Consider the following 22,903-nt stretch of genomic DNA (forward strand, 5'->3'; position numbering starts at 1 on the left):
GGTCTATCCTTCCAGATAGTGGCCCCTCGTTGGGGAGGGGTGGCCCACGGACGGCGATATGCGTTCAGGCTTCCGGCGTCAAGAGGAAAGTTTTTGTCGCTGACGGGATACTGATCACCTGTGATGAGAATGTCATGGCCTCGAAACACGAACGGCGGCCCCGAAGATCCGCCGTCAAGATTGTCGCGTGCGCAGCTTCTACCAGAGGTCGTAACGCAACCCGAGCTTGACTTGATGATTGCTGATCCCTTTGTCGATCGGATAGGAAGTCAGGCTCTCGGCAGTCGCATATTCGGCGTCGGGCGCGGAAAAATACTGATAGCCCAGATCTACGGAAAAATTCTTGGACACTTGATAGGCAAGGCCTGCATTCAGCGTGTAAGCGAAGGAATACTGGGTCTTGTCGTCCTGCAGAACGAAATCGTCGGTAGGGTCATTGTTGTCGGTGAAATAGCTCGCTGAAAGCTTGCGGTTGCTCTGGACGACACCGATACCCGCGCCGAGATAGGGCGTGATCCCGACATAGGTGCCAAGATCGACATAGCCGTTGAGCATGCCCGAGAAGGCGTAGTTCTTCAGGGACGCTGATGCCACGGTCGTTCCGTCATCATAGCCGACGCCGATCTTATTGCCGGGCAGATAGCCGAAATTGAGATCGGCACGCAGATAGTCGTTGAAATGGTAGCCGAAGCCGATGCTGGCAAAGATCGGATCCTCATTGTCGCTGAAGCTCGCCGGTGTGAAGGCGAAATCCTCATCTTCGAAGCTCTTTTCCGGCAAATAGGCGACATCGCCGCGCAGATACCATCCCGAACCGACTTCGACCGGCACATAGTCCGGCGCCTGGTCGACATAGATCGGCGGATCGTAGTCGGCGCCAAGCGCTTGAGACAGCGGCATCAGGGCGATTGCTGCAAGCGCCAGCGCTATACGCGATTTGACTGTCATGATCCCGGCTCCCGAAGGTGGCGCCATTCGCGATCGCGAGCGCCGTTTCAGGAAGCATTGTTAACCATAGTGGTTAAGTGGCGGTTAAGGATAACAGGACGTTAGCGAATTGATTTTGATGCGCTTTCCCGACACAAACGGAAACCGCCCGGCTTTTGCCGGGCGGTCTGCAAACCTGCTCTCGAAGTGATTACTTGGTGTAGACCGGTTCGGGTTCGTAGGCGATCGGCACCGGCTGGGCGCAGTCCGAGTTGCCGAACTGATAGCGCAGGCCGCCGCGCACTTCGTGCACATTGATGCCCTTGTCATAGCCGGGACCGACATTGCTGTCTGAAGCGTAATCGAACATCTTACCGCCTTCGATATGACTGAAGCGGTAGCCGACATCGAGCTTGACGCGATCAGTCAGGCAGTAGGATGCGCCCGCCATGGCAGCATAGGCAAAACGCCAGTCCTTGCCGCCATGATGCTCGAAATCGCCGTCGATATCGCTGTTGTGCAGCGTATCCCACTTGACCCAGGCGCCGCCGATGCCGGCACCGACATAGGGCGTGATGCCGTGCCAGGTGCCGATATCGACGTAGGCATTGGCCAGGAGCAGCAGCGCCGAATAGGACGAGGTGTCGGTCGAGGTGCAGGGCGTTTGATTAATGCCGCAGAAGCCGCTGGTCGAGCCACGGAAATCGGATTTGCTCATCCAGTCCAGAGTGAGATCGGTGCGAAAATGCTGGTTGATCTGGTAACCGACGCCGGCGCCGGCCGAGAAGGCGCCGTCCAACTCGCCGCTGTCGAAGCTGCCGGGATTCTGCGGCGGGGCCGCGCTATAAGTGATGTAGTCGCCGCCGCGGAACTCCGACCAGTGATAGTCGATGTCGCCGCGAATGTACCAGCCGCCATATTCGACCGGCGGCTCGTAGACCGGCAGCGGCGGAGCCGGCTCGACCACGGGCGGCTCGACGAAGTCGGCGGCGAACACTGGTCCGGCCGCGCCCGCGAGCAGCGCGGCAAAGAGGGCCGTTCTTGCTGTATTCAACATGCTTGTCACCCCTGAGAACCCTCGGCACAGCGAACGCGTCCGAATCTGATTGGCTTCAGTCGTGGATAATGAATTGGAAAAGTTAAAAGGCGTTTAACCTTATCGCTTAACCATGAATCTCTAAATCTTTCAGGATTTCGCGTCATTTCCCTGGATTAATTGGAATGCAACCCAATAAAAAAGCCCGCCGGGAGGCGGGCTTTCGAACTGGCAAAGCTGCAGGATCAGGCGGCGCTGCGCGTTTCCGAAATGACCCCGACAATGTCGTTGACGACGGCCTCGACCAATTGCTGGTCATCGCCTTCCGCCATGACGCGAATAAGTGGTTCCGTGCCGGATGGCCGGATGACCAGGCGCCCGGCCTTGCCCAGCCGGTGGCGTGCATCTTCGATCGCCGCCTTGACCGGGGCTTCCTCGAGCGGCTTGCCGCCGGAAATATGGACGTTCTTCAGCAGCTGCGGCACCGGCGCAAACTTCTTCGACAGTTCGCTGACCGGCTTGTTCTGCCGCTTGATGCAGGCGAGCACCTGGAGCGCCGAAACGAGGCCGTCGCCGGTCGTGGAAAAATCGGACAGCACGATGTGGCCCGACTGTTCGCCGCCGACATTCAGGCCGTGCGCACGCATGTGCTCGACGACATAGCGGTCGCCAACCTTGGTGCGGTGCAACTGCAGGTTCATGTCGCCGAGGAAGCGTTCGAGGCCGAGATTGGACATCACCGTCGAAACGACGCCGCCTCCGGCCAGCCGTCCGCTCTGATGCCAGGCCTCGGCGATCAGCGCCATGATCTGGTCGCCATCAACGATCGCGCCGTTCTCGTCGACGATGACGACACGGTCGGCGTCGCCGTCGAGCGCGATGCCGATATCGGCGCGCACTTCGTGCACCTTCCTCTGCAGGCCTGCCGGATGGGTCGAGCCGCACTCCTTGTTGATGTTGAAGCCGTTGGGCTCGACATTGATGGCGACGACCTCGGCGCCGAGTTCCCACAGCGCCTCGGGCGCCACCTTGTAGGCAGCGCCATTGGCGCAATCGACGACGATGCGGAGGCCCGACAGTGACATCGACCGTGGCAGCGTGCGCTTGGCGAATTCGATGTAGCGGTCATGAACGCCGTCGACGCGCTTGGCGCGGCCGAGCCCGTCCGAATCGGCGAGCGCCAGGTCGATATCCTTGTCGAGCATCCCCTCGATGCGCTCCTCGATCTCGTCGGAGAGCTTGTAGCCATCTGGGCCGAACAGCTTGATGCCGTTGTCGTAGTAAGGATTGTGCGAGGCCGAGATCATCACGCCGATGTCGGCGCGCAACGAGCGTACCAGCATGGCGACCGCGGGCGTCGGAATCGGGCCGAGCAGGAACACGTCCATGCCGGCGGCGCACAGGCCCGACACCATCGCATTCTCGATCATGTAGCCGGAAAGCCTGGTATCCTTGCCGAGCACGACCCGGTGGCGATGGTTGCCGCGCTGGAACGAAAGGCCGGCGGCCATGCCGACCCTCATGGCGACCTCCGCCGTCATTGGAAACCTGTTGGCGCGCCCGCGAATGCCGTCCGTACCGAAATAACTTCCTGCCATGCTAGCCAGCTTCCCGATGGTTCTTTTCCGGCACGTCATGCCACAAATTGGCCCGAGCCCTATCATCACAATGCATTATTGTACGTCGCCAATCCTTAGAAAATTGTTGGTTTGTGTGTTTTGTGTCACGCTAGTGTGTTTGCCTGCTCCGGTTGTGGCAGCAGCCTTCAGGAACTTCAGACCGTATCTGCATTCTTTGGTGTGTCGTCAGTGTCCGGGCAATCAGGTCCGCCGCACCGGCCGACCCGATCAACCTGTCGTGAGGCCGTTCCTGACTGTGGCCGCTCTATACGCGTTTTCCGTGCAAACGCCCGGAAAAATTGCATCTGGCGGACAGTAGCTGCCGGCGATTCCATCATTCTCTTGGAAATAATGCACTTTCAGGCGGCTTTTGCGCTATTTAGCATCTGGCGCAACCAGTCGTTGAGTGCTATTGCTTGCATGGGACATATCGTGAACACATGAGGGAGAAGACGCATGCTCATCCATCGACTTGCCACTTTGACGGGTCTTGCCGTCGTGACTTTATTCCTGGCGGCGCCTGCCAATGCGCTGACCATGGCCGAATGCAGCACCAAGTATAACGCGGCAAAGGACGCCGGAACACTTGGCGGCCAGAACTGGAACCAGTTCCGCAAGGCAGAATGCGGCACCGAGGCCGCCGCAGCCGACGCCACGCCAGCCAAGGCGGACAGCACCAGCGCTGCAACTATCGATGCGGCCGCTGCAGCGACGACCAAGGCAGCGGCAACTGTCAACGCCGGCAACGGCCTCAGCAGAGCGGATTGCAGCGCCAAATATCAGGCGGCCAAGACCGGCAACACGCTGAACGGCATGAAGTGGAACGACTTCCGCATGAGCCAGTGCGGTGCCGGTGCTTCCGACGACACCGTGCCGGCAGCCGATCAGGCAAGCCTCACCAGCAACCCGGAAACGCCGACCCTCATCGCTCCCCAGGGAGTGACGTTTCCGAAGGCGATCTCCACCAAGTATAGCAGCGAAACTCCGGCCAAGGCCCGCATGCACACCTGCCGCGACCAGTACCACGCCAACAAGGATGCCGGGACGCTGGGTGGCCTCAAGTGGATCCAGAACGGTGGCGGCTTCTACAGCCTTTGCAATGCCGCGCTGAAGAGCTGATCGGCATCAACATTCGAAGATAGCAAGGCCCGCGAGCCGCAAGCTTCGCGGGCCTTTCTTGCTGCCGGCGATAAATTGCGCCTGCAGTGCTGAAGGTTTGTAAAAGCGGAAGTGACGGCCGATCTCCCCCCTTGCGTGGGAGATCGGCCCTCATCACGGCACCTCCTGAACGGAAAACGCCGCGGTCAACACCGCGGCGTTTTCGAAATCAACCTCTTGGGCGGGCCTAGCTTGACGGCTGAGGCTCCATGCCGCCTTCGGGCTCCGGGCCCTTCTTGCGGCGGCTGCCGGACTTCGGCACGGCCGAGCCACGGCTCGGCGGCGTGTCGTCGCCGAGATCGCGCGCGGGCTTGTGGCCGGCGATCAACTGCTTGATCTCCTCGCCGGACAGCGTCTCGTATTCCAAAAGCCCCTGCGCCAGCGCGATCCATTCCTTCTTCTTCTTGGTCAGGATGGATTTCGCCGTCGAATAGGCCTCGTCGATCAGCCGGCGCACTTCGGCGTCGATGATCTGCGCCGTCTCTTCCGAGACGTTCTGCGTGCGCGCCACCGAATGGCCGAGGAAGACCTCTTCCTGGTTATCGCCATAGGCGACATGGCCGAGCTTGTCGGAGAAGCCCCAGCGCGTGACCATGGCGCGTGCCAGCTTGGTTGCCTGCTCGATGTCCGAGGAGGCACCCGAGGTGATGTTCTCCTTGCCGAACTTGAACTCCTCGGCGACGCGGCCACCCATCATGATGGCGAGGCGCGAGATCATGTATTTGTAGCTCATCGAATAGCGGTCGCCTTCCGGCAGCTGCATGACCATGCCAAGCGCCCGGCCACGCGGGATGATGGTCGCCTTGTGCAGCGGATCGGCCGACGGCACGTTCAGCGCCAGAATGGCGTGGCCGGCCTCGTGATAGGCGGTGAGTTCCTTCTCGGCCTGGGTCATGGCCGACGAGCGGCGCTCGGCGCCCATCATGATCTTGTCCTTGGCGTCCTCGAACTCGGCCATGGTGACAAGGCGCTTGTTGCGCCGCGCCGCCATCAGGGCGGATTCGTTGACGAGGTTCATCAGGTCAGCTCCGGAAAAGCCCGGCGTGCCGCGTGCAATCACCTTGAGGTCAACATTGGGCGCCAGCGGCACGTTGCGCACATGCACCTTCAGGATCTTCTCGCGGCCGACGATGTCGGGATTCGGCACCACCACCTGGCGGTCGAAACGGCCGGGCCTGAGCAGCGCCGGATCGAGCACGTCCGGCCGGTTGGTGGCGGCGATCAGGATGATGCTTTCGTTGGATTCGAAGCCGTCCATTTCGACCAGCAACTGGTTCAGCGTCTGCTCGCGTTCATCGTTGCCGCCGCCGAGGCCGGCGCCGCGATGGCGGCCGACCGCGTCGATTTCGTCGATGAAGATGATGCAGGGCGCATTCTTCTTGGCCTGGTCGAACATGTCGCGGACGCGGCTGGCGCCAACGCCGACGAACATCTCGACAAAGTCCGAGCCGGAAATGGTGAAGAACGGCACGTTGGCCTCACCGGCGACCGAACGGGCAAGCAGCGTCTTGCCGGTTCCGGGAGGGCCGACGAGCAGCACGCCGCGCGGGATCTTACCGCCAAGCCGCTGGAACTTCTGCGGATCACGCAAAAATTCGACGATCTCTTCCAGATCTTGCTTGGCTTCGTCGACGCCGGCAACGTCCTGGAAGGTGACGCGGCCATGCGCTTCGGTCAAAAGCTTGGCCTTCGACTTGCCGAAACCCATGGCGCGGCCGGAGCCGGATTGCATCTGGCGCATGAAGAATATCCAGACGCCAAGGATGAGGATCATCGGCAGCCAGGAGATGAGATAGCCGAACAGCGAATTGGAACCGTCGGATTCGGGGCGCGCGTTGATGGTGACGTTCTTGTCCTGGAGTCTCGAAACCAGCGACGGATCACCCGGCGAATAGGTCTGGAAGCCGGTAGAGGTGTCGGTATAGGTGCCCGAGATGCGGGCACCCGCTATGGTCACCGTCTTGACCCGGCCGGCCGCGACATCCTGCAGGAACTGCGAATAGGGGACATCGCTCGCTGCTCCGCGCGTCTGCGGCGTCTGGAACAGATTAAAGAGAGCGATGAGCAGGACCGCTATGATCGCCCAGAGCGCGAGATTGCGATAATTCGGATTCATCAATTGTCCCGTTGGCGTCCGCTGGCGGACACGCGTCGTGAGAGGAAACTTGGGTCTAACATAGGGATGGCGCCTTCCCTTGCCAAGCAGAACAGCATGTCGCGGTTAAGCTTTCGCCCATGATCAACCGGCAGTGTGGCCGCTGAAAGGCGAGGCAGGAAGAACCGGCGCACCGATCAGCGCGGCGACCGTTCCGGCCGGCGTCAGATCGAATGACGGCAGGAAGCGGGCAAAGGGCGCGACGACCGGCGATACCGCCATTCCTGGCAATCCCGGGCTGTCCTGCGCCGAACCGAGGCATTCGCCAAGATATTCGCTTGCGCGCCACAGCACCGGCTCGGCCGCCAGAGCCGCGCGGACAAGGCTTGGCGGCGTGCCGTCTTCGGCAATTGCCTGTTTTGCGGCACGAGCCGCGCCGAGCGGCGCGATCAAAAATGCACCGGGTTCGTCGCCCAATGTGATCCTCCGGCGGCCGTCCCAGAGGGCATTGTCCACGGCAGGAGCGGCGGGCGGCAGGTTGCGGGTTTCGCGACGCAGGAAGATGCCGGCACGCCGTGCATCGATCACCGTCCGCGACAATGTAGCGCAAAATGGCGCGGTCCTCAGCCGGTCGAGCAGCGCTTCGCTGCGAGCCTGGTCGGGCAGAAAGGCAACGCCGCCGACAGTCGCCAGCAGGATGCGCAGCGCGTAGACGGCCGCCGGCTCGTCGCCGGCCGTCGCAAAGCCCGGATCGAGACGGATAAGGCCGGCGGCGGGCCTGCTGGCAAAGCCACGGATCAGCGCGGCGGCGTGATGGCCAAGCTGTTCGCGCTCGACCGCAGCCCGCGCGGCCAGCGCCACCGCGTCTTCCACGCGCTGCGCGCCATTGCCGTCGGCAAGCGCTGCGCGGATACGCGGCCGCTCGAAAGCCTCGTCTTCATTGGTCGGGTCTTCGGCCCAGCCGACATTTGCGCGCCGCAGGACTTCGCGCAGCGCCGCACGTCGTGTGCCGAGAAGCGGCCGTGCGATCCAGATCCGCCAATCATAGAGGGTGGCCGGTGCCATGCCCGCAAGGCCTCGCCCCTCTTCGCGTGCCCCATAGCCGCGCGCGTGCCGCATCAGCGCGGTCTCGGCCTGGTCGTCGGCAGTGTGGCCGGTCAGGATCAGGCCGATACCTTCCGCCTGCGCTGCCTCGGCCAGCAGCCGGTAGCGGGCCTCACGCGCGGCAGCCGGCAGGCCGGTCGACGGCTTGCGTCCGGACCAGACCAGGATGCGGTGGGCAATGCCGCGCCCGGCACAAAGCCTGGCCACGGCTTGCGCCTCAGCGGCCGCGCCCGGCCGCAGACCGTGATCGATCGTCACAGCCAGCAATTTCGTTGCGGGCGCGGTACGGTCGAGGTGATCTTTGAGGAGAAGGAGAAGGGCGGTCGAGTCGCTGCCGCCGGACACGGCCGCAACAGCGCCGTTGGTAAAATCGATCTGCGAAAAAACCGAAAGGTCAGGCTCGGTTTCGAGCATCAATGCATGTCGCCCAAAAGTGGCCCCGGTTCTGGGGCAACGACATGCAAGAAAAAAACTAGCACGCCGCGAGCGCCCTTTCCTGCTTGACGCGTTCCTTGAGCGCGCCGGAAACGTTGGGATAGCGCTTGCCGATCTCGCCAAAAGTGGCGCAGGCCACGTCGCGCTGGTTCAATCCGACCAGCGACACACCGAGCTTCAGCAGCATGTCGGGAGCCTTCTTGGCCTTCGGATAATCCTTGCTGGCGGCGAGGAAGGTCTCGGCCGCGTCGCGGTATTTCTGCTGGCCGAGCAGTGACTCACCCAGCCAGTAATGCGCGTCCGCCGTCTTGGCGTCCTTGGGGAAGCGGGCGATGTGGTCGCGAAAACCCTGTTCGGCAGTGCCGTAGTCGCCCGACAAGATGAACTGATAGGAGTTGCGGTAAAGCTCCTCCGGGTCGTCGGTGGCGGGCAGTGCCGCAACCACCGTATCGTCGGACTTGCCGGCCTGCGTGCCGGCGGCCTGGTCGCCGGCGCCTTGGGCGCCGGTAGCAGGAGCGGTGTTCTGCGCCGGTGCATGTGCCTGCGTGTTGCCGTCGGCGTCGATCACATTGCCGTTCTTGTCGACCGTGATGGTGCCGAACGTCTTCGGCGGCGTGCCCTGGATCACCGTGCCGGGTTCGCCTGTCGGCGATTCGACGATGACCTCCCCGCTCTGGTCGCCGGCTGGCGATGTGCCCGCATCGGCCGGCGCGTGCGTCGCCGGAGCCTCGGCGACGCTGCTGTCGGGGTTGGTGGTGGCGTCCGACTTTTTCTGCTCCGCTGGTTGCTGCGCGCCTTGCGAACCGCCTTCCAGCTGCTGGAAGCGGAACTCGTTGTCTTCCTGCTGCTTGCGGATCTGCTCCTGCATCTGCAGCACCTGGAAGTTGAGTTCCTCAATCTTGCCGTTCATCTGGCGGAGCTGTTCCTCCAGCGCCGTAGCGCCGGTGCCATCCTGCGCAAATTGAGCCTGATCCGGTTTCTTTTTTTCACCGAAAATGCCCGGCTTTTCACCGAAAATGCCGAGCGTCGGCAGGCGGAAGGAAAAACCGCTTTTTTCTGCAGCTTGCTCGTCGCCGCTTGCCGGGGCGGCGACGCTTGATACGAGCAGCAGCGCAAGCGTGCCGCTCAAGACCGATCTGAAATGCATGTGCCTCTCGCCGTGAAATTGTTTGCCTGTTGCATGCCTTCCGATCGGAGTGGACCGTCAGGCGCCTCGGCTCTTACCAGGACGCAGGACTTCGGCCAAATTTTGTTTCAAGTCCGATATCCGGGCGCCGGACATGAAAAAGGCGGCCGCGGCCGCCTTTCGCACATATGTGTTGCATTTCTGCCGATCAAGAATTGCCGATCAAGAACCGGCGCCGCTGATCGTGGTGACGGCGCGGCGGTTCTGCGACCAGCAGGAGATGTCGTCGCAAACCGCGACCGGACGCTCCTTGCCGTAGGAAATGGTCTTCAGGCGCTGGGCGGAAACGCCCCTGGCGACGAGGAAGTCGCGGGTGGCGGCGGCACGGCGGGCGCCGAGCGCCAGATTGTATTCGCGCGTGCCGCGCTCGTCGGCATGGCCTTCGATGACGATGGCATACTGCCTATACTGGTTCAGCCATTGCGCCTGGCGCGAAAGCGTCGTCTGCGCGTCGGCGCGGATCGAGGACGAATCCGTGTCGAAGAAGATGCGGTCGCCGATGTTGACGGTGAAGTCCTGGGCCGATCCGGGCGTTGCCGCCCCGGCGCCACTGAGACCAAGATCGGCGGCGCTGTTCAGGTTCTTCTTCGAGGCGCAACCGGCGATGGCGAGCAACGCCACCAGCGCGATCATCGCCGGGTTTCTGGTAAGTGCTGCGATACGGCCCATGCCGCCTCTCCTTCGCAATTCGAGTGATTTCGTTGATCGTCCAGTAACCACGTTTGGGTTAACCGGCGTTCAAGAAACACGGTTAAAATTTGGTTTCGGCTGCCGTCCGCAGCCGTTTTGCCAGACGCCACCAGAGGGGCAACAATGTGCGCGGACCGTAGGCGGAAATGCGGCTAAAACGCGACGAAGCCGTGGAAAGGATCGAATCGAAGAGTTGAGGAATCCCGTTTTCTCCATCTCTTCAATTCTTCATTTCTCCAATTCCTCTCACTCGAGCAGCGGCGACCAGGCCGGGTCCGATGCGAAATTCGCCGTCGGGATCGACTGTTCGTTGCGGCCGGTGAGATCGACCGAAACGAGTTTCGGCCCGCCGGCTGAATCGCGGAAGAACATCAGCACCCGGCCGTTGGGCGCCCAGGTCGGCCCCTCCTGCTGGAAGCCGGTTGAGAGGATGCGCTCGCCCGAACCGTCGACGCGCATGACGCCGATCTGGAACTCGCCGGCAGTCTGCTTGGTGAAGGCGATGAGATCGCCGCGCGGCGACCACACCGGCGTCGAATAGACGCCATCGCCGAAGGAGATGCGGGTCTGGCCCGAACCGTCGGCGCCCATCACATAGATCTGCGCGCGGCCGCCGCGGTCGGAGGTGAACACCACCTTGCTGCCATCCGGAGAATAGGATGGCGACGTGTCGATGGCCGTCGAATTGGTGAGCCTTGTCGTCGAGCGGCTCCTCAAATCCATGGCGAAGATGTTGGAATTGCCGTCGTCGCGCAGCAGGCTCATGATCACCTTCTGGCCGTCGGGCGAGAAGCGCGGCGCAAAGGTCATGCCGGGAAAGTCGCCGACCAGTTCGCGCTGCCCGGTCTCGATCTGCAGCAGATAGACCTTCGGCTGGCCGCTTTCATAGGACATGTAGGTGATTTCCTGCCGGTTTGGCGAGAAACGCGGGGTCAGCACGATCGACCTGCCATCCGACAGGTAGCGGATATTGGCGCCGTCCTGGTCCATGATGGCGAGGCGCTTCTTGCGCGCGTTCTTTGCGCCCGATTCGTCGATGAAGACGACGCGCGTGTCGAAATAGCCCTTCTCGCCGGTCAGCCGTTCATAGATCGCGTCGGCGATGATATGGGCGACACGCCTCGTATTGGCGTCGTTGGCGAAGAACTGCTCGCCGGACATCTGCTGGCCGGCAAACGTATCCCACAGCCTGTACTGGGCGCGGACGCGGCCATCGGCCTCCTTGCTGACGCTGCCGGTGACCAGCGCTTGGGCATTGATCACTTTCCAGTCCTCGAAACGGGGCGTGGCATCCGGATTGGAGATCTTTTCTATGAAGGCGCTCTTGTCGATCGGCGCGAACAGGCCGGAGCGTTTCAGGTCTGCGCTGACGATGCCGGAAATCTCCGCACCCAGCGCATCGCCACCTTGAAAGTCGGTGATGGCGATCGGCAGCGGCTCGACATTGCCTTTGTTGACGTTGAGCTCAACGAGCGCCCGCGCCGGCAAGGTGGCGGCGGCAGTCATGCCCAGCGCCATCGCTATGATCATCAGGAGCGGCTGGAGGATGGATTTCATGTCTTCTCGCTTCTCTTTAATATTCTACGGGGCGCCAGGCCTATAGGCCCAGCATCTCCCTCGGATCGAACGTGACACGAACGTCGGCCCAGATGTCTTGTTTGCCTGCGGGGACCTGCAGACCGGCCACATCGCATTTCTGAACCGCGCGCACGGCACTTTCGTCGAACGGGCGGCTTCCGCTCGACTTTTCGACAGATGGCCGTCCGTCCAGCTTGCCGGAGGCGTCGAGGTTGAACCGGACTACGACGATGAAATTCTCGGAACCCTCGAGCCCCACCGGCAGGGTCCAGCAACCACCAAGTTGAGCCTCCAACGCCCCCTGCTCCGACCTTGAAAGCTTCTGGCCCTGGTTTTTGTCGGCGCCGAGAGACGCCTGCTGGGTCGAGCGCTTGGCACCGCCGCCGGACGGCTTTCGCTTGTCGAGCAAAGCGGAAATCTCGTCGGCGTTGAACTGCTTGTCTTCCGATTTTGGCTTGGACGAGGCTTCTTTGACCGGCTTGTCGGCATCCTTGCGCTCCGGCGCCTTTGCGCTTTCGGCCTGGGCCGGCTGCGGCTTCGGCCGCGCCTGCGGGGCAGGCGCAGAGTCCGGAAGCTGCGTCGTCTCGGTTGGCGGCTCCTGGGCGATGGCCTCGGCGACGGCGTCCGGCTTGACCTCAGGCTTCGGGTCGATGGCGGCGGTCTTGTCCTGCGGCGGCGTCGGCGCCGGCTCCTTGGCCGGCGTCGGCTTAGGCTCCGCCTGCTTGACCGGCTCGGGCTTGACCTCTTCCTTCGGCTGCGGGACCGGTGCGACCTCCGTCGCCGGGACTGGCTTGGGCTGCTCCTTCGGTTTCGGCACGTCCTCGGGCTTCGGCTTTTCTTTCGGCGTCGGCGCGGGCGGCGGCGCCTCAGCCATATCGACCGGCTGGGGCTTGGGTTCCGGCGTCGGCGGCTTGTCGGTATCGACGCTGTTGTCGCCGACCGTCTGCGCGTCGGCCACGATGTCGGGACGCTGGGTCGGCAATGGCGCCGGCTTTTCGCTCACCGCAGCTTTCTTGTCGCCTTGCTGTATCTGCGCGATCGCTTCCATCGGCACGATTTCGACCGCCAGAGACTCGGCATCGGACGCCGGCAATGCAGCCGGCGCCGACAGCGTGAACAGGCCGAAGCCGATCGCGACCGCATGCAAGATCACCGATGTGGTGAGGCCGGTCCTCATCTTGCGTCTATTGATCCTGTTCCTGCAGTGAAACGAGGCCGATATTCTTGTATCCGGCGGCCGAAATCCGGGCCATCACCTTCATCGCGGTGCCATAGTCGGTGGACTTGTCGCCGCGAATGAAGATGCGCTCATCATAGCCGGTCTTCGAAACCGCCTGCAGCTTCGCCACCAGCTCCTCAACCGGGATTTCGGTCTCCTGGAGATAGATCTGGCCGGCGGAGTTGATGGAGACGGTGATCGGCTGCGTGTCGACATTCATCGCCTTGGCCTGCGTGTCCGGCAGGTCGATCGGCACGCCGACCGTCAGCAAGGGCGCCGCGACCATGAAGATGATCAACAGCACCAGCATCACGTCGACCATCGGCGTGACGTTGATTTCCGATATCATCGCGTGATGGCGGCCGCGCCGCCTGTGGCCGCGACCACCGCGTCCTCCGCCACCCGCGCCTACAGACATTCCCATGATTGTTCCTCAGGTCTTCTGCGCGACTTTTTCATCGATTTGGCGCGAGAGTATGGCGGAGAACTCGTCCGCGAACCCCTCCATGCGCACGGCGATCTTGCTCGCGTCCGACGACAGCTTGTTGTAGGCGATGACGGCGGGGATGGCCGCGAGCAGGCCTATTGCGGTGGCCAGCAGCGCCTCGGCAATGCCGGGTGCGACCACCGACAGGCTGGTATTCTTGGATGCGGCGATCGCCTGGAACGAGGTCATGATGCCGATCACGGTGCCGAACAGGCCGATGAAGGGCGCCGCCGAGCCGGTGGTGGCGAGAAAGCCAAGCCGTCCTTCCAGTTTTTCCATTTCGCGGGTCAGCGCCAGGTCCATCGCCTTGTCGATGCGGGTCTGCAGGCCAAGCGGCGATTTCGCCCCCTTCTCGAAGCTCTTCTTCCACTCGCGCATGGCGGCGACGAAAATGGCGCCCATGCCTGACGTCTTGCGGTCGGCGAGCGTGCGGTAGAGTTCTTCCAGCGACTGCCCCGACCAGAACACCTGTTCGAAGCGATTGAGCGCGAGCCGCATACGGCCATAGGCGACGAGCTTGTCGACGATGATCGCCCAGGTCCAGATCGAGGCGCAGAGCAGCCCGATCATGACCAGCTTGACCACCCAGCCGGCCTGCGTAAACAGCGCCCAAATCGACAAATGCGCGCCCGGTTCGGCGAGTGCGATATTTTCCATGGTTACGTCCTTAAGATTTTCCGGGCACGGCTGGCGGCTGGCCCATGGGCATCCCTTGTGGTCCGTTCGCGCAACGCTTGCGGAATAACCCCAAAATGCACCGTTGCCGGCGTTTTCGGAGCAAATCTTGGTGAAAGGAAGGCGCTGGATTCTCCAATCTCCACCACCCTCTTCATGAACCGTTATGGTTAAGGATGGGTTAGGACGGACAGCGCGGCGCATTGCCGCGCCTTGGGCGAGCCGCCCGGCATCGTCATCGGATCATTGGGTGGTAACTTACCGATTTGAACTACCGACTTGTCTTGGGCATGAAGGCTGCGATCCATTCCTTCGGAAAACGTCTTGGCCGGCCGTTTTCGCCGATAATCGCCGCCTCGACCCGCGCCTCGACCAGCACCTCGCTGCCGCGCTTCAACTGCTGCGCCATGAAGATGCGGGCGCCCGAAATGTCCTCGGTGCGCGTTTCGATGGTCAGGATGTCGTCCATGCGGGCGGATCCACGGAAGTCGATCTCCATGCGCCTCACCACCCAGATTATTTTTTCGCCATGCTTGCCCTCGGCAAGCTCGGTGTGATGGACGCCGGCAAGCCTGAGATAATCGGAACGGCCGCGCTCGAAAAATTCGAGATAGCGCGCGTGGTAGACGACGCCGGAGAAATCGGTGTCGGCATAATAGACCCGCGCCATCAGCCGGTGGCCGAATTCCGTCAGCGCGCCGGAAAGCCCGGCGCAGAGCGTCGCCGATTCACCATGATCGTCCATTGCGCTTTCCTTTTCGGGCTGACCGGGCACCTGAAGCGCGACGCGCTTTAGGTGGTTGTTTCCGTGCGTGTCGTTGTCCCAAAACCGCTACACACTTTTTGGGCGACACGCATTAGCTTGGCGCATGAACCCGATGGCACTGTTGACGGCGATGATCAAGACCTTGATGGCGGCGCTGCTTGTGCTGGCCGCGCTGGCGCTGCCGGGCCAGGCGGCGAGCTTTTCGATGAAGCGCGGCCTCAACCTCGACCAATGGACGACCTGGCCGGGCGAGGACAAATGGGGCGACCGGCGGGCAATCCTGCCCTAGCCGGAATGGCGCAAATTCCTCAGCGACGATGACCGCTGAAGAGCGCCGGCTTCGATTTCCTGCGCATGCCGGTCGACCCGTCGCCGTTCCTGTCCGGTCAGACGCTGGCGCTGCGCGACGATCTCTATGTCAGCGTGCTGGACTCGGTGCGCATGATCAATCGCGCCGGGCTGAAAGTCATCGTCGACATGCATCGCGCGCGCGGAAGCCCATGGCTTCGCATGGTCGGTCTGAAACTATGGCGGCGCCTTCGGCATCGTCGAGGCGTTTGATGGCGACAAGGCCGAGCCGGATGTGATGGACGCGATCAAGTCACTTCATTGACGGTCAGGCTGAACCCAGTTCGATCGAAAGAATCTCTGGGCGCATCCCAAAACGCACCGGCAGAATGCTGAAACCGAGCCCTCCGGAGACGATCAGGTGCCGGTTCTCCTCCACGACATGGCCATAGGCAAAACGGTTGCCGAAGCGGGATGGCACGACCGGAGAATAGCCGAACAGCCGCACCTGTCCGCCATGGGTATGACCCGAAAGAGTCAACGATACCCGTGACGGGACCTTCGGGAATATGTCCGGCTCATGTGCGAGCAGAATAACGGGAGCCTTGTCGCTTACTTTTGCCAGCGTGCCGCGCAGGTCGTCCAGTCCTTTGAATCCGCTGCGGCCCCAGGTTTTGCCCGGCCGCAGCGCAAGTTGGTCCGCAAGTCCGGCGATCCAGAAGCCATGCCCGTCCTTTTCCAGGCGGACGGCATCGTTTTCCAGGACCGGGATGCCGGCGTGCTCGAGCGCCCGGCGCGCCACCGTCGGCCCCAACCCGGCCTTCTGCGCGGAAAGGTCCTCCCACCAGTCGTGATTGCCAAGGATTGACCACACGCCGAGCGGCGCCTTCAGGCCGGACAGGGCCGGTGCCCATTCGGAGGAATCCACCCAGTCCGTAACCAGGCGTGTGCCGGCTGCATAGTCGCCAAGCAGGACAATCAGATCCGGCTGCAGGGTGTTCGCCCGTTCGGCAAGCGACCTGATCCGCTCCGGCGTCATCCATGGCCGGCAAGCATGAATATCGGCGAGAGCGACAACGCGAAGCCGCAATCCTGCAGGCCAGTTTGGCGGCGTCAATGAATAGCGCTTTACATGCGTCAGCAACATCGGCTCGAGGCCAACCGCATAAGCGCTGAGCGACACGGCCGATAAGAACGAACCGCCGATGAGGCGCAGGAAGCCACGTCTGGTGATCATCGCTCAGCTCCGTCGTTCGCGGGATCGTCGTCCCACAGCGCGAGGCTTCGCGTTAAAATCCGCAAATGTGCCGGCAAGCTGACCAGGATTAGGAGATTTTGCGCAGCTAAAGCATCGGACCCAAAAGTGGGTACCGGTTTTGGGAAAATCCGGTGCTCAAACATTGAGATAGAGCCCCATCCCGCTGTCGGGATGGACCAGGCTCAAAGTGCGCCGCGTTTGAAAGGATTCATGCGACGCGCTTCAAATGTTTGTTTCCATGCATGTCGTTGCCCCAAAACCGCTGCGCACTTTTGGGCGACATGCATCAGGGCGTGGCTGGCGCCGCTGTCTTCATTGCGTCGGCATCCGCGACCTTCTCCATCGTATTGATGCTGACATGGGGCCATCTTATCAGGCCCGGCAGACCATCGCGACGCGGGAAGAAATCGAGAAGCACGATTTGCAGATATTGCAGAATGAGGCGCGGCGTTCCCGCGGGCGTCAGCTCGTCCAATTCCATTATCCAGAAAGTCGAAATCATTTCGGCCGCGTTGGCCTGCCTTACGATGAAGGGAATATTGACGATCCCGGCGGTCTCGACAGTCGTGCTGACCTGCAGCTTTGTCGTTCTGGTTACGGTTCCCGGAGCGCCGCCGACAAGAAGCAGATGTGGCTTTACCGGATCGAAACCCGGAAAGGTGGGATCGGCCACAACACCCTTGAACGGAGCGAGATGAAAATGATTGTAGGGCGCCAGATAGGGACTGGTGAGATTCTGATTGACGCCTATCGGCAACCCGTTGATTGGCGGAATTGTCGGCGGCCCGTTGGTGACCTCGCCCGCACCTAATGCAAGCAGTGAGTCGCCGTGCGGAATGGTCCCAAGGCGTCCAATGTTGCTGGTTTTCTCTGCCTCATTGGTCATGAACAACCAAAGGCCCGGCTCGTGGTGAATCGTCGTGTTCGGATCTCCCTGCAAACCGCTCGCCGGAAAATCGTCGGCAAGCAACTGCTCGATCCGTTGCTCGTAATCCAGTGCGACCACGACCTGGTCGGTGTTGATCGAAGTTCCGTTCCTCTGTATGCCGCGATTCTTGACGCCCTTGTCCACCAAGGTGAATTTGAGCACCTCATCATATTGATTGACCAGGAGCCGGTAGTCGATCCCGCTGCCCGATGAAGCGAATGGCAAAGCGATCGCATTCCAGCCGCGCCCCTTCATGCCCGGGCAATTCTTCCACGTTCCAGGAAGTAACTTGAGTACATCGAGATCGCTATCACCCTGTCTGGCGATATCGATGTAGCGGGGTTCTGTCTTAAGCTCGGCCACTCTGCTTGCTGCAATCATAGCTTCCCCCTGCCATATTGAACAATTGACAATATATTTCTTCACCGCTGTCAGCGGCGTAGAAAGCCAGAACTTCAATGCATATAGTTATGCGTGAGCGCTTAATGTCGCATATTACGCGGTGCCTGAAATAACGCTATACTATTTGAAAAAAGTCAAATCGAAATTTGACTGAACTTCTATGGTTAAGAAATGAGCAGCATGATGAGGATTATAATCCTTGTCAATCATCACACCTTGGACCCGACGAAGACACAGAAGCATTCGCGACTGAGAGGCGCGCCTGCAGACTTCGTCATTCCTCCTGGAACAGGCTGATCTGCTGCTGCGCCAGATCCTTCGGCGCGTCGAGTCCGAGATGCCGCCAGGCATTGGCGGTCAGCACGCGGCCGCGCGGCGTGCGCTGAATAAAGCCCTGCTGGATCAGATAGGGCTCGATGATATCCTCGATGGCGTCGCGCGGCTCGGAAAGCCCTGCCGCGATGGTCTCGATGCCGACCGGCCCGCCGCCAAAATTCCGCGCGATCATCGAGAGATAGCGGCGGTCGAGCGCGTCGAGGCCGAGCGCGTCGACCTCGAGCCGCGTCAGCGCCTCGTCGGCGATCTGGCGATCGACATGACCGTCGCCGGCGACTGATGCAAAATCACGCACGCGGCGCAAAAGGCGGCCGGCGATGCGCGGTGTCCCACGCGCGCGTCGCGCGATCTCCAGCGCGCCATCGTCGCCGAGCGGCATCGCAAGGATGCGGGCGCCGCGCCGCACGATCTGCTCCAGTTCCTCGACGGAGTAGAAATTGAGGCGGACTGGAATGCCGAAGCGGTCGCGCAGCGGATTGGTCAAAAGGCCGAGCCGGGTGGTAGCGGCGACGAGGGTGAAGCGGGCAAGATCGATCTTGACCGAGCGCGCCGCCGGCCCTTCGCCGATGATCAGGTCGAGCTGGAAATCCTCCATCGCCGGATAGAGAATTTCCTCGACCGCCGGGTTGAGCCGGTGGATCTCGTCGATGAACAGCACGTCGCGGTCTTCGAGATTGGTGAGCAGCGCTGCGAGATCGCCGGCCTTGGCGATGACCGGACCGGAGGTCGAGCGGAAATTGACACCGAGCTCACGCGCCATGATCTGCGCCAGCGTCGTCTTGCCGAGGCCGGGCGGCCCGACGAACAGCACGTGGTCAAGCGCCTCGCTGCGGCCCTTGGCAGCCTCGATGAACACTTTGAGATTGGCCCGCACCGCCGCTTGGCCGACGAAGTCGCCGAGCGTCTGCGGCCGCAAGGTCTGCTCGGCATCCTCGCCGCGCTTGTCGGGAGCAATGAGGCGTGGCGAAAGGCTCATGCGGCCTTCCTTGCACAGGGCAGGGAACGGGACAAGCGCAGACTCACCGCGCCAGCTCCTTCAGCCCGAAGCGGATCAGCTTCGAAGCATCCGCATCCTCGCCGGCGCTCTTCAGCGCCGCCGCCACCGCATTGGCGGCGGTATCGCGCGAATAGCCGAGATTGACCAGCGCCGAGACGGCGTCGGTGATCGGCGCCGGCGCGACGCCATCGCCGAGTTCCTGCTTCAGGCCGATGGTGCCGGAGGCAGTGCCCGCATAGGCTGGCGCCTTGTTCTTCAGTTCGGTGACGATGCGCTCGGCCACCTTTTTGCCGACGCCGGGCGCGCGGCTGACCATGGCAATATCACGTAGCGCGATGGCATTGGCGAGATCGGCCGGCGCCAGCGTCGACAGAATGGCCAGTGCCACCTTGGCGCCGACGCCCTGCACATTGCTCATCAACAGCCGGAACCACTCGCGCTCCAGCACCGACTGGAAACCGTAGAGCCGCAGCATATCCTCGCGCACATAGGTCTCGATGAACAGCACCACCGCCTCGCCGGGTGCCGGCAAAGCGGCAAGCGTGCGCGCTGAGCAGTGGGCGACATAGCCGACGCCGTGCACATCGACGATGCAGAAATCCTCGTCGACCTCGTCCAGCGTGCCTTTGAGCTTGCCGATCATGTGTGGTCCCTCATGCCAGCGCCGCCATCCTGTAGACAACACTCTGCCGGTGATGCGCGTGGCAGATGGCAATGGCCAGCGCGTCGGCGGCATCGTCGGTGTCGAACGTCGCCTTCGGCATCAGCACCTTGACCATCATGTGGATCTGCTTCTTGTCGCCATGGCCGACGCCGATCACCGCCTTCTTGACGGCGTTGGGCGCATATTCGGCAACGACCAGACCTGCCAGCGCCGGCACCAGCATGGCGATGCCGCGCGCCTGGCCAAGCTTCAGCGTCGCCGCCGCATCCTTGTTGACGAAAGTCTGCTCGACCGCCGCCTCGTGCGGCATGGCGGTATGCAGGATCTCGGCGAGCCCATCATGCAACTGGCAAAGCCGTGTCGCCAGCGCCGCCTTGTCGTCGGAACGGACGGTTCCGGAGGCGACGAAGCGCAGCGAATTGCCGAGGCTCTCGACGATGCCCCAGCCGGTGCGCCTCAGCCCCGGATCGATGCCGATAATGCGAATCGTTTCCCCCATCCGCCAAGTCTACCCTTGGCGGACAGCGATGCCAGCGAAATGTGAACAAACCAGAAACAGGCTCCGCTGCTTGCAGGAAGAGCCAAAGAGACTGTTTCGAAAGTCGCTCCGGCGAGTCATATGGTGGTGGTTTCGAGAACGGAGCGGAGCGGACATTTGGGTCCGTGAGCCCACGCATGACCCCGAAAATCGGAACCGATTTTCGGAAAGGATCATGCGCAAAAATCAAAGTGCTACAGCGTCCTTTGCGCGTCCAAGAGGACGCGCGGCGCTGTAGGTAAGCGCAGAAAACGCCATCAGATGCCGCCAGAGTAGAGTTTCCAAACGGTCTCTCAGCCGCGGGCGAAAGCCGTGTTCAGCAACGTGATCTGATCGGAAACCGGATTGACGCGGCGGCCGGATGGCGACACGTCGGCCACGGCGCCGCCGTAGATCTCCTCGTCCATGCGACGCACCAGCGCCTGCAGGCGCAGCGAGCGGTCGATGAGGTCAAGAAAATCCTTGGGCAGTTCGACCCAGCCTGCGGCATCGTTGTTGGCGGAAGCGGTGTCGAGGCGCACCTTGGATTTTTCGGAAGCAACCTGATCGCGGGTCATCTCGCCGGAATTCGCCGCGCGCTGCAATAGCAGCCAGGAGGCGACCTGCATCAGCCTCGTGGTCAGTCGCATCGATTCGGCCGCATAGAGCGTCGCCGCCAGCCTGGACAGTTTCTTCGCTTCGGCCCGGCCCTTGCCGTCCAGATATTCGGCCGCCTGCTCGACCAGGCCCATGCCTTCCTGGTAGAGCGGCTTGAAGGATTGGGAGAAAACCCGGCGCTCCGCCAGCTTGATGGTTTTCGCGCTTCCCTTCGAAGAGTCGTTCATCGATACGCCCTGCACTTGCCTTACAGCCGGCCGAATCGGCGTCATCGCCGTTACGCCCTGCAGCCTATATGACCGAGGTTTGAAAATGCGCTTCGCCGCCGGCGAAGGCAAGCACATGTTTAACAAACGGTTAATGGCGGCGCAGACGTTGGCAATCCGGATCGCGGACAAAAAAAGAGCCGCGGATAAGGCGGCTCTCAGGAGTTTAACAGGGAGGCGTCAAACAAAGTGGCTCCAACCACTCGGTAAGAATCCAGATCACTGGATGCACATAGTAAACGCCTGTAAAGCTTAATGAGGCCTTAACGGCGCGGATATTTTTTGAACAAGCGTCGCCCGCCTGTGCCGTAACAGCACAATATTCAGGCCTTTTGGGCCTCAGGGAGCCGCTCGGCTTTCCACACCACCGGTAGCGCGATGTAGGCGAACAGCAGCAATCCTGCATAAAAACCCATCGACGACGTTGCCACCAGCGGCTCGATCGCCGCGTTGCCCCCAAGCATGATGTAAAGGCCGATCAACAGGCCGATGCCACTGATTGCCGTCAACCAGAAATGGACGGTGGCAAGCGTCTTTTGCCCGATTGCCGGAAACAGATGGTAGAAGAAGGCAAACACCGCCGACATCAGCCATCCGGCCACCATTATGTGGGCGTGGGTCGGCATCTGCGCATGATCTTTGCTGATCGCCATCTGAAGGCCGAGCGCCATCCCGAACAGTGCGTAGACGACGGCTAGTGTGAAGAAATTTCGTGCTACCTTTTGCATAGTATCCCCCGTTTTGCCTTTTCCCGTCATGGGAATGGGTTGAGTTCAGGCGGTTGACCCGCCACCGGGTCCCCGGCATCGGTGCATTAGCATCGGCAATGTTTCTGGACGATGCCGCATGGCGCCCGACCCTTCCCGGCGCCGTCAGAATAGCAGGAAACAGCGCGACACGCTCGCGCAATCGCTGAACGATGCCGTCACGGCCGTGTCTCCTAGGACACCGAAACAAAGCCGCCTCCGACGCGACATCGTTCCGAAACAGGCGCCGCGCTAAACGCCCGCTCCTCGCAGCGAGACGGAGCAAAATGTGCGCCGCTCGCAATCGTCAAACATTCAAGGAGGGAACCATGGATTGGTACTCGATCGTCAAGTTTCTGCATGTCGTCTCGGCGATCCTCTGGGTCGGCGGCGGCTTTACGCTGATGGTGCTTGCGATGCGCGCCGATCGCGCTGGAAACATCGAAGGCATGCTGCAGGCGATGCGCGCCACTGGCGAACTGGGCAACAGGTTCTTCGCGCCGATGTCGATGGCGACGCTCGCCTTCGGCCTCATCATGTGCGGGTTCTGGGTCGGCTTCTCCGCCCTGTGGATCCTGATCGGCCTTGCCGGCTATGCGACGACCTTCTGCATCGGCATGTTCATCTTCAAGCCGACCGCCGACCGCATGGCGGGGATGATCGCCAAGGACGGCGTGACGCCGGCGGCCCTCGCCCAGGGCCAGCGCATCCTCAACGCTGCACGCGTCGACTATTCGGTGATGCTGGTGATCATAGCCGACATGGTGCTGAAGCCGACGCTGAACGATGTCACCATCCTGGGCTGCATGGCGCTGGTCCTGACCACCGGAATTGCTCTCGCCCTCGGCGGAACGCGTCGGTTGGTGCCGAGCGCCGCCTGAAATCTGCCATGACGCTGACGGCGGCTC

Annotated in this window: 21 protein-coding genes and 1 pseudogene; 3 read left to right on the plus strand and 19 right to left on the minus strand. The window is 61.8% G+C overall.

Annotation, left to right across the window (positions count from 1 at the left end; translation table 11 throughout):
- Positions 1 to 198: 198 nt before the first annotated feature.
- The 3 genes from AC0L3I_RS00970 to glmM all read right to left on the minus strand — a co-directional run bounded on the left by AC0L3I_RS00970 (position 199) and on the right by glmM (position 3,561).
- On the minus strand, positions 199 to 948 hold the full coding sequence (locus AC0L3I_RS00970) for an outer membrane protein (protein WP_473486353.1): 750 nt from the start codon (positions 946 to 948) through the stop codon (positions 199 to 201).
- A gap of 190 nt (positions 949 to 1,138) precedes the next feature.
- Positions 1,139 to 1,984 (minus strand): outer membrane protein, encoded by an 846-nt coding sequence (locus AC0L3I_RS00975; protein ID WP_473525660.1) that lies wholly within the window; start codon positions 1,982 to 1,984, stop codon positions 1,139 to 1,141.
- Positions 1,985 to 2,208: 224 nt separating this feature from the next.
- On the minus strand, positions 2,209 to 3,561 hold the full coding sequence (glmM, locus tag AC0L3I_RS00980; RefSeq protein ID WP_473525661.1) for a phosphoglucosamine mutase: 1,353 nt from the start codon (positions 3,559 to 3,561) through the stop codon (positions 2,209 to 2,211).
- Between the two features lie 477 nt (positions 3,562 to 4,038).
- On the opposite strand from glmM, the gene AC0L3I_RS00985 reads away from it, so the two are divergent.
- Positions 4,039 to 4,701 carry a hypothetical protein gene (locus AC0L3I_RS00985; protein ID WP_473525662.1) on the plus strand — a complete coding sequence of 221 codons (663 nt, stop codon included), beginning with the start codon at positions 4,039 to 4,041 and terminating at the stop codon, positions 4,699 to 4,701.
- Between the two features lie 226 nt (positions 4,702 to 4,927).
- Here the strand turns inward: AC0L3I_RS00985 and ftsH are convergent, their stop codons facing one another.
- The 9 genes from ftsH to ybgC all read right to left on the minus strand — a co-directional run bounded on the left by ftsH (position 4,928) and on the right by ybgC (position 14,954).
- On the minus strand, positions 4,928 to 6,856 hold the full coding sequence (gene ftsH / locus AC0L3I_RS00990; protein WP_065011263.1) for an ATP-dependent zinc metalloprotease FtsH: 1,929 nt from the start codon (positions 6,854 to 6,856) through the stop codon (positions 4,928 to 4,930).
- A 123-nt stretch (positions 6,857 to 6,979) separates the two neighbouring features.
- Positions 6,980 to 8,353, minus strand: a complete 1,374-nt coding sequence (tilS, locus tag AC0L3I_RS00995) for a tRNA lysidine(34) synthetase TilS (protein ID WP_473525663.1) — start codon at positions 8,351 to 8,353, stop codon at positions 6,980 to 6,982.
- Between the two features lie 58 nt (positions 8,354 to 8,411).
- Positions 8,412 to 9,521, minus strand: a complete 1,110-nt coding sequence (ybgF, locus tag AC0L3I_RS01000; protein ID WP_473525664.1) for a tol-pal system protein YbgF — start codon at positions 9,519 to 9,521, stop codon at positions 8,412 to 8,414.
- Between the two features lie 201 nt (positions 9,522 to 9,722).
- Positions 9,723 to 10,229: a peptidoglycan-associated lipoprotein Pal gene (gene pal, locus AC0L3I_RS01005; RefSeq protein ID WP_027152911.1), complete on the minus strand. Its 507-nt coding sequence runs from the start codon at positions 10,227 to 10,229 to the stop codon at positions 9,723 to 9,725.
- 267 nt (positions 10,230 to 10,496) lie between these two features.
- Positions 10,497 to 11,780: a Tol-Pal system beta propeller repeat protein TolB gene (tolB, locus tag AC0L3I_RS01010; RefSeq protein WP_244602968.1), complete on the minus strand. Its 1,284-nt coding sequence runs from the start codon at positions 11,778 to 11,780 to the stop codon at positions 10,497 to 10,499.
- A gap of 67 nt (positions 11,781 to 11,847) precedes the next feature.
- On the minus strand, positions 11,848 to 13,005 hold the full coding sequence (locus AC0L3I_RS01015; RefSeq protein WP_473525665.1) for an energy transducer TonB family protein: 1,158 nt from the start codon (positions 13,003 to 13,005) through the stop codon (positions 11,848 to 11,850).
- Positions 13,006 to 13,012: 7 nt separating this feature from the next.
- The gene (tolR, locus tag AC0L3I_RS01020; RefSeq protein WP_095495377.1) at positions 13,013 to 13,471 is read right to left on the minus strand and encodes a protein TolR; all 459 of its coding nucleotides are present in this window, start codon (positions 13,469 to 13,471) and stop codon (positions 13,013 to 13,015) included.
- Positions 13,472 to 13,480: 9 nt separating this feature from the next.
- Positions 13,481 to 14,191: a protein TolQ gene (gene tolQ, locus AC0L3I_RS01025; RefSeq protein ID WP_023799988.1), complete on the minus strand. Its 711-nt coding sequence runs from the start codon at positions 14,189 to 14,191 to the stop codon at positions 13,481 to 13,483.
- Positions 14,192 to 14,480: 289 nt separating this feature from the next.
- Positions 14,481 to 14,954: a tol-pal system-associated acyl-CoA thioesterase gene (gene ybgC, locus AC0L3I_RS01030; protein ID WP_473525666.1), complete on the minus strand. Its 474-nt coding sequence runs from the start codon at positions 14,952 to 14,954 to the stop codon at positions 14,481 to 14,483.
- A gap of 133 nt (positions 14,955 to 15,087) precedes the next feature.
- Here ybgC and AC0L3I_RS01035 point away from each other — a divergent pair.
- A pseudogene (locus AC0L3I_RS01035) lies at positions 15,088 to 15,458 on the plus strand (glycosyl hydrolase); the annotation flags it as partial.
- A 133-nt stretch (positions 15,459 to 15,591) separates the two neighbouring features.
- Here AC0L3I_RS01035 and AC0L3I_RS01040 read toward each other — a convergent pair.
- From AC0L3I_RS01040 to AC0L3I_RS01070, 7 genes are all read right to left on the minus strand, one after another.
- Positions 15,592 to 16,500 (minus strand): metallophosphoesterase, encoded by a 909-nt coding sequence (locus tag AC0L3I_RS01040; protein ID WP_473525667.1) that lies wholly within the window; start codon positions 16,498 to 16,500, stop codon positions 15,592 to 15,594.
- Positions 16,501 to 16,807: 307 nt separating this feature from the next.
- A complete protein-coding gene (locus AC0L3I_RS01045; protein WP_473525668.1) occupies positions 16,808 to 17,830 on the minus strand; it encodes a heme-binding protein in 1,023 nt (340 codons plus the stop codon).
- A 295-nt stretch (positions 17,831 to 18,125) separates the two neighbouring features.
- The gene (gene ruvB, locus AC0L3I_RS01050) at positions 18,126 to 19,163 is read right to left on the minus strand and encodes a Holliday junction branch migration DNA helicase RuvB (RefSeq protein WP_027152903.1); all 1,038 of its coding nucleotides are present in this window, start codon (positions 19,161 to 19,163) and stop codon (positions 18,126 to 18,128) included.
- Positions 19,164 to 19,206: 43 nt separating this feature from the next.
- Positions 19,207 to 19,827: a Holliday junction branch migration protein RuvA gene (ruvA, locus tag AC0L3I_RS01055; protein ID WP_473486340.1), complete on the minus strand. Its 621-nt coding sequence runs from the start codon at positions 19,825 to 19,827 to the stop codon at positions 19,207 to 19,209.
- Between the two features lie 10 nt (positions 19,828 to 19,837).
- Positions 19,838 to 20,347 (minus strand): crossover junction endodeoxyribonuclease RuvC, encoded by a 510-nt coding sequence (gene ruvC / locus AC0L3I_RS01060; RefSeq protein ID WP_473486339.1) that lies wholly within the window; start codon positions 20,345 to 20,347, stop codon positions 19,838 to 19,840.
- A gap of 332 nt (positions 20,348 to 20,679) precedes the next feature.
- On the minus strand, positions 20,680 to 21,210 hold the full coding sequence (gene rcdA / locus AC0L3I_RS01065; RefSeq protein WP_473525669.1) for a protease adaptor protein RcdA: 531 nt from the start codon (positions 21,208 to 21,210) through the stop codon (positions 20,680 to 20,682).
- A gap of 362 nt (positions 21,211 to 21,572) precedes the next feature.
- On the minus strand, positions 21,573 to 21,977 hold the full coding sequence (locus AC0L3I_RS01070) for a hypothetical protein (protein ID WP_473525984.1): 405 nt from the start codon (positions 21,975 to 21,977) through the stop codon (positions 21,573 to 21,575).
- A gap of 347 nt (positions 21,978 to 22,324) precedes the next feature.
- Between AC0L3I_RS01070 and AC0L3I_RS01075 the strand changes: the two genes are divergently transcribed.
- Positions 22,325 to 22,876 (plus strand): DUF2269 family protein, encoded by a 552-nt coding sequence (locus tag AC0L3I_RS01075; protein ID WP_473525670.1) that lies wholly within the window; start codon positions 22,325 to 22,327, stop codon positions 22,874 to 22,876.
- The last annotated feature ends 27 nt before the right edge of the window (positions 22,877 to 22,903 follow it).

The organism is Mesorhizobium sp. WSM4840 (assembly GCF_055811755.1).

Coding starts and splice junctions, on each gene's coding strand:
- AC0L3I_RS00970 (WP_473486353.1), bottom strand. CDS start 948: ATGACAGTCAAATCGCGTATAGCGCTGGCGCTTGCAGCAATCGCCCTG.
- AC0L3I_RS00975 (WP_473525660.1), bottom strand. CDS start 1,984: ATGTTGAATACAGCAAGAACGGCCCTCTTTGCCGCGCTGCTCGCGGGC.
- glmM (WP_473525661.1), bottom strand. CDS start 3,561: ATGGCAGGAAGTTATTTCGGTACGGACGGCATTCGCGGGCGCGCCAAC.
- AC0L3I_RS00985 (WP_473525662.1), top strand. CDS start 4,039: ATGCTCATCCATCGACTTGCCACTTTGACGGGTCTTGCCGTCGTGACT.
- ftsH (WP_065011263.1), bottom strand. CDS start 6,856: ATGAATCCGAATTATCGCAATCTCGCGCTCTGGGCGATCATAGCGGTC.
- tilS (WP_473525663.1), bottom strand. CDS start 8,353: ATGCTCGAAACCGAGCCTGACCTTTCGGTTTTTTCGCAGATCGATTTT.
- ybgF (WP_473525664.1), bottom strand. CDS start 9,521: ATGCATTTCAGATCGGTCTTGAGCGGCACGCTTGCGCTGCTGCTCGTA.
- pal (WP_027152911.1), bottom strand. CDS start 10,229: ATGGGCCGTATCGCAGCACTTACCAGAAACCCGGCGATGATCGCGCTG.
- tolB (WP_244602968.1), bottom strand. CDS start 11,780: ATGATCATAGCGATGGCGCTGGGCATGACTGCCGCCGCCACCTTGCCG.
- AC0L3I_RS01015 (WP_473525665.1), bottom strand. CDS start 13,005: ATGAGGACCGGCCTCACCACATCGGTGATCTTGCATGCGGTCGCGATC.
- tolR (WP_095495377.1), bottom strand. CDS start 13,471: ATGGGAATGTCTGTAGGCGCGGGTGGCGGAGGACGCGGTGGTCGCGGC.
- tolQ (WP_023799988.1), bottom strand. CDS start 14,191: ATGGAAAATATCGCACTCGCCGAACCGGGCGCGCATTTGTCGATTTGG.
- ybgC (WP_473525666.1), bottom strand. CDS start 14,954: ATGGACGATCATGGTGAATCGGCGACGCTCTGCGCCGGGCTTTCCGGC.
- AC0L3I_RS01040 (WP_473525667.1), bottom strand. CDS start 16,500: ATGATCACCAGACGTGGCTTCCTGCGCCTCATCGGCGGTTCGTTCTTA.
- AC0L3I_RS01045 (WP_473525668.1), bottom strand. CDS start 17,830: ATGATTGCAGCAAGCAGAGTGGCCGAGCTTAAGACAGAACCCCGCTAC.
- ruvB (WP_027152903.1), bottom strand. CDS start 19,163: ATGAGCCTTTCGCCACGCCTCATTGCTCCCGACAAGCGCGGCGAGGAT.
- ruvA (WP_473486340.1), bottom strand. CDS start 19,827: ATGATCGGCAAGCTCAAAGGCACGCTGGACGAGGTCGACGAGGATTTC.
- ruvC (WP_473486339.1), bottom strand. CDS start 20,347: ATGGGGGAAACGATTCGCATTATCGGCATCGATCCGGGGCTGAGGCGC.
- rcdA (WP_473525669.1), bottom strand. CDS start 21,210: ATGAACGACTCTTCGAAGGGAAGCGCGAAAACCATCAAGCTGGCGGAG.
- AC0L3I_RS01070 (WP_473525984.1), bottom strand. CDS start 21,977: ATGCAAAAGGTAGCACGAAATTTCTTCACACTAGCCGTCGTCTACGCA.
- AC0L3I_RS01075 (WP_473525670.1), top strand. CDS start 22,325: ATGGATTGGTACTCGATCGTCAAGTTTCTGCATGTCGTCTCGGCGATC.